Raw genomic sequence first — 16,213 nt, 5'->3', positions numbered from 1 at the left:
TTTATAAAAAATACTTCAAACTCTTTTAACATTTTATAAAAATCAACTTCACCAATTTTAGGATTTTCTTTAAAATCATTTAAAATTTTTAAAGAACCATTCATTAAATCCTTTGATTTAACGCCATAATAATTAGAAATAATAGCTTCTAAAAATGCTCCAGTTTTATCACAAGCTTTAAGCATTTTTCCATCAATAGTATTAAAACAATCTTCATTATAATCGTTTGGATTTTGGATTAATTTAACAAAATCTTTATTAATTCTATTTTTAAATTCATCTTTTTTAATCTTACCATCTTCATGATATATTCCTAACAAATAAGCAAATTCACTTCTAATATTATTTGGAACATAAGGTAAAATCTTTTCATCAATTAATTTAAGTTCATAATCACTTATAATCTCGCTTAAACCATCAATTCCATACTTAACAGGTGTAATAATATCTCTTGTTAAACTCTCAGGTAAATCGTGAAATAAAGCACAAAAGAAGTTATTAATAAATCTAGTATCACAAGCTTTAATATTTAAACAATAAAAATAACTTAAAACTGCAACCACTAACATATGACCTAAAACACTTGTTTCTGGAATTCTAGGTGTTTGAGCCCAACGCTTTTGAAATCTTAAACGCCCACTTAAATCAATAACTTTAGCTAATTTTTGATTGAGTGATATTTTTTGAACTGCTAAAATATCTAAATAATCTTCTAATTCTTCATCTAATTTAGACTTAATTTCTTCATAATTACTAACATTTGGATATATAAATGAAAACTCATATCTAGTTGATAAATACCCTGCAGCTTTTAAAATAAACTTCTCTTTTTCATGGATTTTATCATTATAATAATCATTAAAAATTTTTAAAAAATCTTCGTTTTTATTGATTACACTAAATTGCTTTTGTATCCATTCATCTAATTCTTTTTGTTTTGTTTTTTTGATTTCATTTAAAACATCTGGGCGAATATCAGTAACAATTACACGAGAAATAAACTCAACAACAATAGCATCAAGTAAAAATCTCATATCAATGTCTTTTTCACTTTTTGCTAAAAAATAAGCGATTATTGCCTTATGAGCTTGTTTATCAAGTTCAACTAAATTACAAATTCTAGGAAAATCATTCCATCTTGAAATTGAAGCAGCCTTAAAAATATGTAAAACAAGCTCAGGGCTAATCATTATTTATCCTTTTTATCTTTTTTCTTTTCTTTTTTAATCTCGGTATCAGAGCAGCATTCAATCACTGTATGAACATTACCACGAGGATTAAAATCTCCAACTAATTTAATATATTTTGGTTTTAAACGCTTTTTAAGAGTGTTATAAATCTTATTTATACTATCTTCATGGCTTATATTTTTATTATAAAATGAATTAACATAAAGCTTAATAGCCTTTAATTCTACAACCCATTTATTAGGAATATACTCTAAATATAATGTTGCAAAATCAGGATAACCGCTTCTAGGGCAAAGACATGCAAACTCAGGTAAAGTGATTTTTATAACATAATCATTTTTTTGTTTGTTTTCCCAACGCTCTAATTTTTTACCTTTTATTTTTTTTATTTCTTTTTGTCCATATTTTAATTTTTCTTTCATTTCATCTCCTTAAGATTTTTGTCCTTATAAAATAAAAAGCCTTGATAATAATCAAATTTAATATCTTTTGTCAAATCAAGTAAAGATTTATTATCAATAAATCTCATAATTGTTTTTATATTTAAACTTTTACATATTTGATATAAATTTTCATAAATTACAAAATACTTTTCATTTCTAATATTTTTGTTAAATTCAATATCAAAGATTCCGAATTCAAATTCCAATCGTTTTAAATATTCTAACGAGCTTGGACTTCCTATTCTATTTAATGCAAAACTTACATTAATATCTCTATATTCTTTTATAATTTCTTCAAATCTTGGCATATCATAATAAACATCGTTTTCAAAAAATTCAAAAATTATTTTGCCTTTTGTATGTGGTCTTTTTATAAAAAACTCACCTAAATAAAATAAAAAATTTAAATTTCTTAAAAAATCAGGCGATATTTTAATCATAATTCTATTATCAAAATTATATTCTCTTGATAAAAGTTCTAAAAGATTTTTATAAAAATTAAATTCTAAATTATTTTTAATAATTATATCTTCTAATTTTGCTTGAGATAATTTCTCTGGATAATCTGAATTAATCCTATAATTTAAATAATATATCTCTTCATCACCTTCTAATCTTTGTATTTTTAAACAATAATCGTTCTTATTTATAGCATTTATAATGCTATTTGTAATGATATTTTCTGTATCAATATCAACATCATCTTTTAATCTATTTTGAGCCTCTAAATAAAGTTTATTAAAATTAGTATCAGCTTTTACTATTGAATAATCGCATTTAAAATCAACGCCATCTATTCTTTCTCTTTTTATTTCTAAAAATATCTTTTTTATTTCATGTTGTAAAACTTTATGTTTTGCATTACTTAAAATCATAAAATCAGCAGTTGTAATTCTACCTATTACTAGATTTTCATCCCAAGCATAAAATTTATCAATTAATTTTTTAAGTAATTTATCACTTTTATCAAATCCAAGTCTAAGTTTTAATTCATTTATATTTGAAATAGTAAAAAATATAACAAAATCATCATTATTTAAATACTTTACAAATTCACTTTGTAATAATGTTCCTGTTTTTTCATCAATTACATTGTGTTTAACTGATTTGTAAATTACAAAAACAAAATAATAAAAATATAAAAATATAAAACATAAAACTACTAAAACATCTAATGTTTTAAAATTAATATCATCAAATTCTTGTAAATAAACAAAAGCAAAAACTAATAATAATAAAGGCATAATGAGCTTAATAGCTGCATTTTGCCTATTTTTTCTTTCAATTTTTTTACTAATTATCATATATCTAAGTGTTTTACATCTTTAGCATGAGCTTGTATATATTCACGGCGAGGCTCAACTTCATCACCCATAAATAAATTAAATACTCCACTAGCTCTATCAAAGTCTTCAACCCCAATTTGTATTAATCTTCTATTTTCAGGGTCCATTGTAGTTTCCCATAATTGTTCAGGGTTCATCTCTCCTAGACCTTTATAGCGTTGGATATTTGTATTTTTTTTAGCATTCTTTTCAACATCATTTAAAACATCTAAGAAATCTTTATCTGTAAAGATATTTCTTTCTTCAATTTTTTTGTAAATATAACTAGCTTCTTCAAAATAAGGATTATAAAATAAATCATTATTAACTACTATTTCTTCTAAACCGCTTTGAGTTTGAACATAAATTCTTACTTCTTCTTCGCTTAAATAGTGATTTAGTATATTAAAGCCTTTTTCTTCTAAAAATTGCTTTGATTTTTCATAAATTTCACTTATATTTAACGCTAAAATATCAGGATTTTCTACATAATATCTAACTAATTCAATAACATTAAAACGCTTTTTAAGTTCATTTAAAATACTTCTATAAGCAGCAACTATTTTTAAGAAATCTTTTAAATCATTCGTTCCAATTCCACTAAACTCATAATTTTCAATTCCTGTTTCAATCAAATAATCATTTAATGCTTTTTCATCTTTTAAATATATTTCTTTTCTTTGACCTTTTTGGTAGCGGAATAATGGCGGCTGAGCTAAATATACATGACCTCTTTCGATTAATTCTTTCATAAATCTAAAGAAAAATGTAAGAATTAAAGTCTGAATATGTGAGCCATCAACGTCAGCATCCGTCATAATAATAATTTTATGATATCTTAATTTTTCTATATCAAAATCTTCACCTATTCCACATCCAAACGCTGTAATCATATTTTTGATTTCATCTGATTTTAAAATTTTATCTAAATGTGATTTTTCTACGTTTAGGATTTTACCTTTTAGTGGAAGTATCGCTTGGAATTCTCTATTTCTTCCTTGTTTTGCAGAACCACCCGCACTATCTCCCTCAACTAAATAAATTTCTCTAATTTCAGGGTCTTTTGAAGAACAATCAGCTAATTTTCCTGGTAATGTTCCTACACTTATGCTTTCTTTTTTACGAGTTAATTCTCTAGCTTTTTTTGCAGCTTCACGACCTCTTGCAGCCATTAAAGCTTTATTCATAATAGCACGAGCATCGTTTGGATTTTCTTCAAAAAACTTAGTTAAAGCATCATTTGTAATTTTATTTACTATACCACGAACATAAGAACTTCCTAATTTTCCTTTAGTTTGTCCTTCAAATTGTGGTTCTGGAACTTTTACACTAACAATAGCAATAAGACCTTCTTTAGTATCTTCACCTGTTATTTTTATATCTTTTTCTCTTGCTGCTGCGTTTGCTTCAATATAATTTGTAATAACTTTAGTAAGTCCCATTCTAAAGCCTGCTTCATGTGTTCCACCATCTGCAGTTTTAATGTTATTTACAAATGAAAATAATGTTTCACTATAAGTTTCATTATACATTAAAGCAATATCTACAATAACATCTTCAGCCTCATCACTAAATGCAATTACATTTGTTATTGCTTCTTTTTTATTTAAATCGCTAACAAATTGAGAGATACCACCATCATAGTGATATGTTTCACTTTTGCCACTTCTATGGTCTTTAAAATTAATTGTTATTTGTGGATTTAAATATGCTAATTCTCTAAATCTCTTAGCTAAAATATCATAATCAAATTCTACAACTTCAAAAATCTCAGGATCAGGGAAGAACTCAATGCTAGTTCCTGTGCGATTTGTTGTTTTAATAACTTCTAGTTCTGTTGCAGGAATACCTTTAGAAAACTCTTGTCTATGAGTATTTCCATCTCTTTTAACTGTTGCAATTAATTTAGTTGAAAGTGCATTTACAACTGATACACCAACGCCGTGCAAACCACCACTAACCTTATAAGTATCTTTATCAAATTTTCCACCAGCGTGAAGAACAGTTAAAACAACGGTTAAAGTTGAAATATTTTCAGTAGGATGAAGTCCAACAGGAATACCACGACCATTATCAGTAACTATACAAGAACCTTCTTTTGTAATTTCAATATCAATAGTATTACAAAACCCAGCCATAGCTTCATCAATAGAGTTATCCACAACTTCATAAACCATATGATGAAGACCATTGATATTAGTATCGCCAATATACATTCCTGGGCGTTTTCTAACGGCTTCTAGTCCTTTTAATACTTTAATTTTACTTTCTGCATAATTTTCTTGCATTATATATCCTTAGTTTTTATTTGCTGATATTAGTGATAAGAAATTTTTACTTTCTAAAATCACAGGAGCTGATGATGAATAAAATTTGAATGTAAAATCTTCATTCTCATTTAAATGTAAAAAGTCCATTATATGTCTATTTGTAAGATTTATTTCAAATTTTTCATCTACAACGATATTTGCTTCTAATTCGCTTGTAGCGTTAGTTTCGTTTATATCATCGCTTATGATATTATTTTTAAATGTTATTTTTCCTGTTTCAAATTCTATTTGACATTTTGTGCAAACTGAGCTTAATTTCTTAATCTCATTTAAAAATTCTTCAGTTTTAATAACAACTTCATTTGTAGGTAATTTATGTGGCATTACTTCAACATATTTTAAGAAATCTATTGTTACTAATTTTGTAAAGAATTTAAAATTATCATTTTCAATAATTAAATAATTATTTGTTTTATAAACTCTTACTTCTTCATTTAATAATTTTTGAAGCTCTTGAGCTGATTTTTTAGTAATTATTATTCTTTGTTCATTTTCATTTTGTGCTATGAATGAATATCTGTGAATTCTTTTTGAATCACTTCCAACAAAAACAATGCTATCTCTTAAAATATCTATATAACAGCAGTTAAATTGAAAAGATATTCCATTATTATCAATAGCAGGTAAAATCATTTTAAAGCCTATATTTAGTTCTTTTGAACTGATTAATATAGGTGTTTTGCTATTTTCATCTTCTAAAAAAGAAAAATTATTTTCATTTGCAATAGGTAATGAAAAATTAGTTTTATTTTGAGTAATTTTTATAGATTTTTCTAATTTTTTTATTTTAATATTATCATTATTTAGGCTTTTTAAAATATCAATTAATTTCTTAGCATTTAAAAATATTGTTCCTTCACTAATGATATTACAATCAGGAATTTTGTATTCAATCCCTATTTCACTATCACTTGCTCTTAAGATTAATTCATTATTACTAGCTAATAATAAAATATTTGAATTAAGGCTTGTGTTATCTTTTTTCTCAACATAATTGCTAACAATTAAAGCTATATTTTCTAATCTTTTTTTATCTATTAAAATTTCCATTTTCTTCCTTTTTTGATTTTATTATAATTAATAATCCTTATTTTTTGAGTTTATTATTTTATTTTTTAAATGCTCTACTAAAGTTCTAAAATCATCATCACTACATATCATTTCATTAGTTTTTTTAATATGCTTTGAAATAGCACTATGGTCTTTCATTTGAAAATTAGTTGCAATTTCGCTTACAGAATTTGAAATCAATTCTTTAGCTAAAAATATAACAATTCTTTTTGCTTTTACTATTTCTTGTTTTTTAGAACTTGATTTTATTTCATTGATTTTTATTCCTAATTCTTGACTTACAACATCAAAAATATCTTCAATCTCAATATTTGATTTATTTTCATTTATATATTCTTTTATTTGATTTTTTAAATCTTCTAGGCTTATTTTTTGATTTCTAATATTTTGAAATGCGTAAATATAATTTATTATACCTTCTAAATCTCTTACATTTTCGCCTATATAACTTGCTATTGTATTTATCATTTCATCATTTAAGTCTATTTCATAAACTAAACTTTTTTTCTTAATAATTGCTTTTTTGGTTTCTATATCAGGTACGCTTATATTTGCAATTATTCCTTTATTAAATCTTGATTTTAATCTATCTTCAATTCCATTTAAATTCTTAGGAGCTACATCAGAAGTCATTATTATTTGACCTTTACGCTCTACTATATCATTAAAAATATGAAAGAATTCTTCTTGGATTTTATCAGTTGTTCCTAAGAATTGAATATCATCAATTAATAATAAATCACAATCTTTATACTCACTATTAAAGCTGTCAAATTTATTTGCTAATATTGCGTTTTGATAATCTTTCATAAAGCCTTTTGAAGTTTTATAAATTACTTTTTTGCCTATTTCAAGACATTCATGACCACTTGCTTGTAAAAGGTGAGTTTTGCCTAAACCTGTATTTGAATAGATAAAAATAGGGTTAAATAAAGTTCCAAATTTATTTTCATCTGTTATTGATTTACAAACTTTATAAGCAAATTCATTGCTTTCACCTACAATGAAATTATCAAAAGTTAAACTTTGATTTAATACTGAAATTTGCTGTTTTACTTGAACTAATTTGTTTTCTTTGGTTTTATTAATTTTTTCATTATTTACTGATATGATTATTTTTATTTTTTTACCATTGATTTTTTCAGCTATTTTTTCTAATAGGTTTTGATACTTTGTTTGAATATGTCTTGCTATAAATTGATTTGGTGCATTTAAGGTAATTTCGTTATTTTTATTTTCATTAATTTGTAAAATGTCAAAATAATTTTTGTATTGATTTTCTCCTATTTCTGTTTTTAATGATTCTAGAATTTTATTTAACATTTATTTTTACCTTTGATGATGTGAAATTCATTTTTTATTAATTTTTTTTATTTAAAACACCTATATAACAATACTTTTAACTTGAAAAAAATATACCAAAAATATACAAACAATTTACAATTTTTCTTAATAAATTTCACATTTTGCCTTTTAAAATTATAGTAATTAGTGAAATTTTTAAGGCTTTAAATTTTTAAAAATGAAAATTTTGTGAAATTTCATAAGATTTTTTATGAAAAACTTATTATGTGAAATTATATTTCATTAAGAAATTTATCGTAAAAATAGGCTTTTTAGAAAAATATAATTTAAAATTTCACAAGGATTTCACATATGAAAATTTTAGGATTTGACCCAGGGACAAAATATTGCGGTTATTGTTTGCTTGAAAAAAACGGAAGTTCAAATATTCTTTTAGAAGCAGGGCTTATCAAGTTTAAAAGTAAGGAATTAATTGATAATATTTTAGAATTAAATGAAGCGCTTGAAATGATTTTTAAAAAAGTTCCTAGTGCAAGTGTAGCAGTTGAAAATATCTTTTTTGCATACAATCCTCAAAGTGTTTTAAAATTAGCGCAGTTTCGTGGGGCGATGTTGCTTAAAATCTTGCAAACTTATGGAAATTTTAGTGAATACACAGCCCTTCAAGTAAAAAAGACAATCACAGGCAAAGCCAAAGCAGAAAAAGAACAAGTAGCCTTCATGGTAAAAAAACTTTTAAAAATAAATAAAGAAATAAAACCACTTGATATAACCGACGCAATGGCAGTTGCGCTTACTCATAGCTTTTATACTAAAAATATTTAAAATTATTAAGCCAAATTCCTATTTCAAATTCCAAATAATTTCAAGGAATTTAGAACAGGAATTTCAAAATTAAATATTTTGATTTTTAAATCAAATTAATTAAAATCAATCTAAAGTGCTTTAAGGATTATTATGAAAAAGTTTGGGATATTGTTTTTCTTTGCTAGTAATTTATTAGCTTCTAATTATAAATTAGTGCCATTAAGTTCGCATGGAGTTGCTTTAGCAGGGGCTAATTTAGCAAAGAGTTTTAACGCTGATGCAGTATTTATAAATCCTGCTAATATGAGCTTTTTTAATAATTCCCAATTACATTTTAGCACTAATTATTATCATATAAAGGGACCAGAATTTACAAATCAAAATAAAAATAATAATTATGATTTTTATGTCAAAAACAATGCAAAAGGCAAAAGCTACACAGTAGCTTTACCTACTTTTGCATATTTATATAAACTTAGCGATGATACTAGCTTAGGCTTTGCAGCTTATACTGATTTTGCAGGGCTTTATGGTTGGAATGATGATTTTGCAAAGTCTTTAACAAAAAATATGGATATTCGTGGTGGAACTGCGGCTTTATCAATTTCAAGCAAAATTACCCCTGAACTTAGCTTTGGTGCAAGTGTTAGTGCAAATTTTTCTAAGCTTGAGTTTGATTTAGAAAAGGACAATGCTAAAAGCATAAATTATTTTAATCCTACAAATGATACATATTGGGCTTATAGTGGCAAAATCGATACAAAAAGCGATATAAATTATGGATATAAATTAGCTTTAACTTATGCGCCTAAATATTTTGATGAAAAATTAAGATTTTCTGCTGTTTATAATTCTAAATATTTAAGTAAATTTTATGGTTCTTTAGATTTTAAAATATCAAAATTTGAAATGACTGATTTTTATTTTAAATCAGGTGGAATTGGCGGTAATGAAGCTGCAATGTTTATTGATAATATTTTGCAAGAATACGGCGATATGGCTTTCAATGATGAATATTTTAATAATCTTTTTGGATTTAATACTACAGTGGCTGCTGTATTACTTGATATTTATAATTTTGATTCAAATGGTGGTATTTTAAATTCTCTTAGTTCGCAAGATGATAAGATTAATTTCAGTGGAGATTTTAGGACTGAATTTTTATATCCTGCTAGTATAAATTTAGGTATAGCTTATGAATTAGGAAAGCATGAATTTATGCTAAATGTAGGAAGGACTTTTTGGAATAAATTTAAAAAACTAAAAGTAGATATAAATGCTCCACAAATGCCTGAAAAAACAGTGCAGTTAATACAAGCAACAGCTCAGCTTTGTCTAGAAAATGGCTGTGCTAATTCAGGTGCGCTTCAAGAAATTATTAAACAAGCTATGCAGATGATTGATTTTAGCGATACTGATAAAGAGCAAATGCAAGAATATATGCTAGCTGCATTATTAGATGATTCTCTTGAGCAAAACTGGAAAAATACCACTCTTTTAAGTATAGGCTATAGATATAATTATGATAAAAACTGGTCTTTTATGGCTGGTTTTGCTACCGAAGATAGCCCTATTAGGCGTGAGGAAATTAGCTTTTTAGCAAAGGATAGTAGGATGTATATGTATTCTTTGGGAGCTGAATATAGATATAATAAAAATTTAATTTTTAATCTTTCAGGAATGTATCAAAAATACGCCGATGTAAAAACTAATAATCTAAATCATGTTACGAGTAATTTTTTGCCAACTGTTGGCGAGTTTAAAAAACAATCAAATCAGATTATAAACTTAGGGATAAGCTATAATTTTTAATCAAAAAACTTCGTGAAATTCCTATTTTAAATTCCAGAATTTAAAATAGGAATTAGAGTTTTATTATTTTTCATAAATTAAATTATCAAAATCAATCAAGATTGCTTGATATTCTTTTGGTAATTCAAAATCTTTAAAACATAAGGCAGTAGAAAATACTCCACAATTTAAAGCACTTTCTCCTATTACGCTAACTTGATTATATTTAAAATCTTGAGTATTTATTATATGATTTGCTCTTTCATAAAGTCCTGAAGTAGTGAGTGCAAGATTGTTTATATTTACTCTTTTAATTGCTTCGCTTGGATTTTTTGGATTTTTAAGATTTACGAAAATATTTTTATTTGTCTTTAAATCTCCGCCAAAATTGATTATGAAAGGATATTTTTCACATATTTTAGCACACTCATCAACGGCGTATTCTTTAATCACTCCGCCTAAATCAATTTGAGTTTTTAAATCACTAAATTCAATAAATCTTTTATCTAAAATAAAGGCATTTTTTCCATAAATAGCGTTATTTTCAAGCTTTTTATTGATTAAAGTTATATCAAAAGCATAATCAGTAATTTCGCTTAATTTTAAGGTAATTTCTAATATTTTTTGGCTTTCTTTGTCTAATTTTATGCGATTTTTATCTCTTTGATTTATTTTTGAAACTAAAGAATTTTTATCAAAATAATTATATTTTAGGTGTAAATTTTTGCAAATTTCAAAGCATTTTAAAGCTATGCTAGAAGCTAATTCTTCCTTAGCATCTAGCTTAATTACACATTTTGTGCTAAAACAAGCGAATGCGTATTCTTTCATTTTTTAACTTTTATTTTAAAATATGAACTTAGTGCTTCTTCACGAATAATTTTTCCATCTTTACTAAGTTTTAAAATCACACTTAATTCTCCGCTTAAATCATTTTTAGGAATATCAAAAATTTTGCCATTTTTATCTACAAATTCTTCAAATTCATCAGGTAATAAATACGATATATTTATTCCATCTATGTGCTGTGGGAAAATAATATCTGATTTTATTTTTTTCTTACCGCCACTTTCTTTTACTTTTATTACGATATTTTCCATATCAGCAGCTATAAAAGAAAAGATATTTTCTTTTAGGTTTTCAAATTTTTGATTAATATCAATAATTTCGCCTTTTTGTAGTTTATAAATATCTAAAATTCTACGATTATTAGAAACTACTAAAGTATCATCATCTTTAAAAGCTGCTGCATAGCTTACATTTCCGCCTTTTATACTTCCTGCTAAATATGGCTTATCTTCTATATTAAAAATATGAGTTTGCCCTAATCTATCTCCAAAAGTATAAGCTAGAGTTTTACCATTAGGACTTATTGCATAAGAGCCTGCAAATAGTGCAAAGCCTGTATTGGAGCAATTTGTATTGCCATTATTTATAGCAACTTTGCAAAGCTTAGAATTATAATTATGTGGGCTTGCATAATAAATATATTTAGCATCAGGGCTTACTAAAAAGGGGCTTGCGGTTGCTTTTATTGGGCGACCAAAATATTGTTCTTTAAAATCTGCAATTTTTATGAGATTTGAGCTTTTAAAATCGTATTCATATATGCCTTTTTTATCGCCTTTTAACAATACAAATAATCTATTAAGCCTTACATCAGCTTTTACAACATTTGGGATTTTAAAAGACTTTTTTAGCTTTAAATCCTTATTAAAAATATTAAAAGTTTCATTATTATCAAGAGTAATTACACCATCTTGAAATTTTCTAAACAAAAAATATTCACCTTTAGTAAAAGCAAGTTCTTTAATTTTATTATCTTTACTAAACTCAATTTTATGAATTCCAGCGTGGTGTAAATAAGGTTTTGCTTCTTTATTATCTCTTCCTAAATATTTTGGCATAGTATTAACAAATGCAGTTTTATCATCAATAAATTCAGCTTGTTCTACAAATAGCTCACTAGCCCCGCTCCATTCATCATCATTTTTGTTTTTCTTTTCTTCTTCATCTTGTTTTGCTTCTGGATATTTTTTACCTAATTCTTTATGGTCTGCATCTTTTATCGCATAAAAATCGTTATAAATAACCTCATCATTATCTAAATCATATAATAAAATAGATGAGTGATAGCTCCCACTTGCTATGACTTTATTATTTTTAATATCAATGTCACGCAAATATAAATCGGTTTTTGACTTGCCTTCAAAATAATTTTGATAGTGTGCTTTAAAACTTTCATCAGGATTAATTGATTTTATAAATTTTGCATTTATGCTAGTTTTATTTAAACTATCTTCATAAATATCTATTATTTCTTTAGGGTTTATAACGTAACTTGCATTTAAAGAACTTGCTAAAAAATACGCAAGAGTAGAACTTAAAAAAACTTTTTTCATAAACTTCCTTTCATAATAATTTGATAAAAATTATAAGAATTATTATTTAAAGGAAGTTTAATTTTGGTTATTAATTAAAATAAACCAGCAATTTGATTTGCCATTTTATCTTCTAAAGCAGGAATTGCTTCTTCAATTTTTAGATTTAATTTAGTAGCTTCTGCAAACATCATAGTAACTTGTTCAATATAATCACTTTCGTATGTTTGTGCTGTTGAGCTTGAAATATTTGAGTTTAATCTACCTGTTTTATTTCCTCTTACAGGACCTGAAAAGCTATTCATAAAGCCACTTTTTCTTCCATCACTTACACTTGCTTGACCTTGTGTAGCTCCTTTGCTACTTAAAACTTTGCCTTTTGCTTTTTGTTTAATATTTATATCAACTTGCATTTGATAGATTGTATCTTCTGTAAGTTTTCCTATAATTCCACCAAGTAAAGCTCCGCCTAGACCTGTTCCAATTGTTGCACCTGCAGTTCCGTGATTGTAAGCGCCAACACCAGCACCAACACTAGCACCTAAGCCCGCTGCAGCTGCAGCTGTGTTTTCTTGTTTTTTATCGCAATATAAAATATTTGTGCTTAGAATAAATGTAGCTTTGTCAGGATTATCTGTAATCATATATCCTTTTTGCTCAAGTAACATTCTTAATTTGCTTTCTAAATTAATGTTTTGTCCGCTTGTATTTTTAATATTTAAGAATACTATTCTTTTTTCTTTTGCAACTGGGTCAATGAAGATTGATTGAGTCATTGTTGCAGTAGTTTCAAGTGTAGTAGTAACACAACCTGTAAGTAAGCTCATAGCAACTAAAGAACTTAAAGCTAATTTAATGCTTGATTTATACATAAAAACTCCTTAAACGAAATAGCTTTTATTTTACTATAAAATTTAGTTTTTTTATAATTTTTATTTATTTTTTATATTCTTTATTTAAAAAATTGGAATTTGAAATAGGAATTTGAGTTTTAAAAAGTAAAAAAAGGATTTAAGACTAAGCTTAAATCCTAAGAATTATTGTTTTAATTGTAAAAGTGTGTTAAGCATTTGATCACTTGTAGTGATTGTTTTAGAGTTTGCTTGATAACCTCTTTGAATTACGATTAAGTTTGTTAGTGATGTACTTAAATCAACGTTACTCATCTCAAGGCTAGATGCTTGGATTTTACCACGACCACCTGTTGTAGCAGCTCCGATTACTGGTTCACCTGAGTTTGAAGTTTGAGTAAATACGTTACCACCTTCAGCCTCTAAACCTTCGTTATTTGTAAATGTTGCCATAGCAATTTGTGCTAGACCAAAGCTTCTACCATTTGTAAAGCTTCCGATGATTGTTCCACTTTCATCAATTCTAATTCCGTTTAAGTCCCCACCACTAAAGCCATCTTGAGAAATACCACTTGTATTACTCTCTCTATCATAGCTAGTAATTCCATCAAAATCATTTGGATTACCGAAATAAAAATCTATGTTTTGATTTGGAGTTGAACCATTGTTTGCTGTAAAGCTAACTGAGCTTGGGCTAAATCCTTGTAATGAACCATCACTATTAAATCTAATTGTTCCTGTTAGAACGTTTTTTGGACCTTCGCCACTAATGTTGATTTCGCATGGTTCTGGAACTTGAATTACTATTCCCCACTCTGTTCCACCATCATCTGTGTAGCCTATTTTTGTGAAGTCATATTTAATTGAGTGTTTTGTTCCAAGTGAGTCAAATATATCAATACTTGAACTATGTGCGCTCATATATAATCCTTGAGTTTGGCGAATACCATCTCCACTTGTAAGTGCTCCTTGCATACCTTGCATAGTTTTCATAAACTTATCGTTTTCATTAACATTATTTGCAGGGTTTGTTAGGTTGCTAATGCTTAAGAACATATTGAAGTCATCTTCGTTTGCATTTGTATTTGTTGGTGTTGTTAAAACTGGATTAGCAGCTATAAAATTAGCTTGTTCTGCTGCTGTTAATAAATCCCAAGCACCAACTTGTGGATTATTTTGATTAGGATTACCGTTTCCTTGACCTAAATCATACATAGCTTTAGCTCTTCTGTTTATAGCTTCTGTACTCATATCAATCAAATCGCCATCATCTGCATTAAATGCATCGCCTTTTGGATTTTTTATAACGAATTGTCCTTTAGCATCTACTATTACTTCTACTCCGTCGTTTTTAGTTCCATTCGCACCCCATTGAGCATCTGTTACTTGTCTTCCATCATAATTTACATAAAGCCTTGCATCTTTTTGCATAGCTTCTCTTAAATCTTCTGTTGTATTAAAACTTCTTTCTGTATTTGCATTTAATGCGTGTGCTGTATTTGTTGGATTTGGATCATAAGTATATTGATAAGCAGTAATTACTTTAATACTAGCTATACCGTCTCCTTTATCATTAAAACCATTAGCTTGATTTGTAAGCAATCCAGTATTATCTTGTTGTCCGCCATTGCCAGCTCTTACAATAATATTTTTCATAGCAGCTGTTGTGCCTTGCTTATTGTCATTTACAAGTATTAGTTGATTTCCATTTACTATATCAGCTCTTACACCTGTTTTACCGCTTACTCCATTAATTGCAGTTGCAATATCAGCTACACTTGATACACTACTACTAATTTGAGTTCCATTAATTTCTATATTTAGAGTAGCCGCTGTATTAAATTTACCATTATTGTCTATAGCATTAGTAGCTGTTCCTAAATTTAATTGCTGAGTTCTAGCTTCTGCATAGCTAACCCAAATCCCTTGACCTTTTCTAAGTCCAAGGCTTTCACCACTAGCATTAAATAATACTCCCATATCAACACCACGCTCATTTAAGCGTAATTGTCCGTCTTTTGTAGTAATAAATCTATTTTGTGAAACATCGTTTTCTTTATGAACGCCCGCATCAACCTTAATGCCATCGCCGTTTATATTAGTCCATTCGTGATTGCTATCTAATTGATAGATAGGAGTTTTTTTATCGCCTATGCTATTACCTGAGTTTAGGTTTGCTTTTAAACTTACTAAAGTTGTAGGGTTTGCAGGAGTTGTAAGACCTGGCTTGATTACAATATTTCTAATAGGAGATGTAGTATCAACTTCGCCTGTTACTTCATCTCTTAACCAACCTTGTGCTATATATCCGTTATTATCAACAAAGTTTCCATAAGCGTCACGAACGAAGTCGCCGTTTCTTGTATATTTATAAGTTTTACCACCATCTGGGCTTACTACGAAAAATCCATCTCCTTGGATAGCTAAGTCTGTGTTTTTCTTGGTTGTTTGGATACTTCCTTGAGCAAAAATCTTAGTAATTGAATTAATTTGAGTTCCAAGTCCAACTTGCATAGGGTTTTTACCACCAAGCTCTCCTTGTGGAGCTGTTGCAACTTTGCTTGTTTGATTCATTAAATCGCTGAAATTTGCACGAGAGTGCTTAAAGCCTGTTGTATTAACGTTTGCTATGTTATTACCTTCTACGTCCATTGCTATTTGGTGTGCCTGAAGACCTGATACTCCAGACCAAAGTGATCTCATCATTTTTCTATCCTTT

At 27.2% G+C, this 16,213-nt stretch carries 11 protein-coding genes and 1 pseudogene; 2 read left to right on the top strand and 10 right to left on the bottom strand.

The genetic code is table 11. The features are described from left to right. Positions 1-5: 5 nt before the first annotated feature. From AVANS14531_RS04165 to dnaA, 6 genes and pseudogenes are all read right to left on the bottom strand, one after another. Positions 6-1,190: pseudogene (locus AVANS14531_RS04165) on the bottom strand (HD domain-containing protein); the annotation flags it as partial. Further along, entirely contained in the window at positions 1,190-1,612 is a 423-nt protein-coding gene (gene queF / locus AVANS14531_RS04160; RefSeq protein WP_214119961.1) for a preQ(1) synthase, read from the bottom strand. The pseudogene AVANS14531_RS04165 and the gene queF, both read right to left, overlap by 1 nt. Further along, on the bottom strand, positions 1,609-2,937 hold the full coding sequence (locus AVANS14531_RS04155; protein WP_336611435.1) for an EAL domain-containing protein: 1,329 nt from the start codon (positions 2,935-2,937) through the stop codon (positions 1,609-1,611). The genes queF and AVANS14531_RS04155 overlap by 4 nt, the downstream gene beginning before the upstream one ends. Continuing rightward, positions 2,934-5,246: a DNA topoisomerase (ATP-hydrolyzing) subunit B gene (gene gyrB / locus AVANS14531_RS04150; protein WP_336611434.1), complete on the bottom strand. Its 2,313-nt coding sequence runs from the start codon at positions 5,244-5,246 to the stop codon at positions 2,934-2,936. The genes AVANS14531_RS04155 and gyrB overlap by 4 nt, the downstream gene beginning before the upstream one ends. Before the next feature lie 9 nt (positions 5,247-5,255). After that, positions 5,256-6,338: a DNA polymerase III subunit beta gene (gene dnaN / locus AVANS14531_RS04145; RefSeq protein ID WP_336611433.1), complete on the bottom strand. Its 1,083-nt coding sequence runs from the start codon at positions 6,336-6,338 to the stop codon at positions 5,256-5,258. Between the two features lie 27 nt (positions 6,339-6,365). Continuing rightward, positions 6,366-7,682: a chromosomal replication initiator protein DnaA gene (gene dnaA / locus AVANS14531_RS04140; protein WP_336611432.1), complete on the bottom strand. Its 1,317-nt coding sequence runs from the start codon at positions 7,680-7,682 to the stop codon at positions 6,366-6,368. A 333-nt stretch (positions 7,683-8,015) separates the two neighbouring features. Here dnaA and ruvC point away from each other — a divergent pair, with 333 nt between their 5' ends. Beyond that, complete coding sequence (gene ruvC, locus AVANS14531_RS04135) at positions 8,016-8,489, top strand: crossover junction endodeoxyribonuclease RuvC (RefSeq protein WP_239817636.1); 474 nt, start codon at positions 8,016-8,018, stop codon at positions 8,487-8,489. A 132-nt stretch (positions 8,490-8,621) separates the two neighbouring features. Beyond that, positions 8,622-10,283, top strand: a complete 1,662-nt coding sequence (locus AVANS14531_RS04130) for an OmpP1/FadL family transporter (RefSeq protein WP_336611431.1) — start codon at positions 8,622-8,624, stop codon at positions 10,281-10,283. 63 nt (positions 10,284-10,346) lie between these two features. Here the strand turns inward: AVANS14531_RS04130 and AVANS14531_RS04125 are convergent, their stop codons facing one another. The 4 genes from AVANS14531_RS04125 to flgE form a co-directional block, all read right to left on the bottom strand. Then, on the bottom strand, positions 10,347-11,093 hold the full coding sequence (locus AVANS14531_RS04125) for an FAD:protein FMN transferase (protein ID WP_336611430.1): 747 nt from the start codon (positions 11,091-11,093) through the stop codon (positions 10,347-10,349). Beyond that, positions 11,090-12,664: a TolB family protein gene (locus tag AVANS14531_RS04120; protein WP_336611429.1), complete on the bottom strand. Its 1,575-nt coding sequence runs from the start codon at positions 12,662-12,664 to the stop codon at positions 11,090-11,092. Before AVANS14531_RS04120 ends, AVANS14531_RS04125 begins: the two co-directional genes overlap by 4 nt. A 74-nt stretch (positions 12,665-12,738) precedes the next feature. Beyond that, on the bottom strand, positions 12,739-13,515 hold the full coding sequence (locus tag AVANS14531_RS04115) for a complement resistance protein TraT (RefSeq protein WP_239817633.1): 777 nt from the start codon (positions 13,513-13,515) through the stop codon (positions 12,739-12,741). A 165-nt stretch (positions 13,516-13,680) separates the two neighbouring features. Next, the gene (gene flgE / locus AVANS14531_RS04110) at positions 13,681-16,200 is read right to left on the bottom strand and encodes a flagellar hook protein FlgE (RefSeq protein WP_336611428.1); all 2,520 of its coding nucleotides are present in this window, start codon (positions 16,198-16,200) and stop codon (positions 13,681-13,683) included. Positions 16,201-16,213: the final 13 nt, after the last annotated feature.

Origin of the sequence: Campylobacter sp. Cr9, from assembly GCF_020138295.1 — a bacterium.
Classification (GTDB): domain Bacteria; phylum Campylobacterota; class Campylobacteria; order Campylobacterales; family Campylobacteraceae; genus Campylobacter_E.
Note: the sequence above shows the minus strand (reverse complement) of the source record. Positions and strands in the feature narration are given on the sequence as shown.

What these genes read in the sequence shown, in the direction of transcription:
- queF (WP_214119961.1), bottom strand. Translation starts at nt 1,612, where the DNA reads ATGAAAGAAAAATTAAAATATGGACAAAAAGAAATAAAAAAAATAAAA.
- AVANS14531_RS04155 (WP_336611435.1), bottom strand. Translation starts at nt 2,937, where the DNA reads ATGATAATTAGTAAAAAAATTGAAAGAAAAAATAGGCAAAATGCAGCT.
- gyrB (WP_336611434.1), bottom strand. Translation starts at nt 5,246, where the DNA reads ATGCAAGAAAATTATGCAGAAAGTAAAATTAAAGTATTAAAAGGACTA.
- dnaN (WP_336611433.1), bottom strand. Translation starts at nt 6,338, where the DNA reads ATGGAAATTTTAATAGATAAAAAAAGATTAGAAAATATAGCTTTAATT.
- dnaA (WP_336611432.1), bottom strand. Translation starts at nt 7,682, where the DNA reads ATGTTAAATAAAATTCTAGAATCATTAAAAACAGAAATAGGAGAAAAT.
- ruvC (WP_239817636.1), top strand. Translation starts at nt 8,016, where the DNA reads ATGAAAATTTTAGGATTTGACCCAGGGACAAAATATTGCGGTTATTGT.
- AVANS14531_RS04130 (WP_336611431.1), top strand. Translation starts at nt 8,622, where the DNA reads ATGAAAAAGTTTGGGATATTGTTTTTCTTTGCTAGTAATTTATTAGCT.
- AVANS14531_RS04125 (WP_336611430.1), bottom strand. Translation starts at nt 11,093, where the DNA reads ATGAAAGAATACGCATTCGCTTGTTTTAGCACAAAATGTGTAATTAAG.
- AVANS14531_RS04120 (WP_336611429.1), bottom strand. Translation starts at nt 12,664, where the DNA reads ATGAAAAAAGTTTTTTTAAGTTCTACTCTTGCGTATTTTTTAGCAAGT.
- AVANS14531_RS04115 (WP_239817633.1), bottom strand. Translation starts at nt 13,515, where the DNA reads ATGTATAAATCAAGCATTAAATTAGCTTTAAGTTCTTTAGTTGCTATG.
- flgE (WP_336611428.1), bottom strand. Translation starts at nt 16,200, where the DNA reads ATGATGAGATCACTTTGGTCTGGAGTATCAGGTCTTCAGGCACACCAA.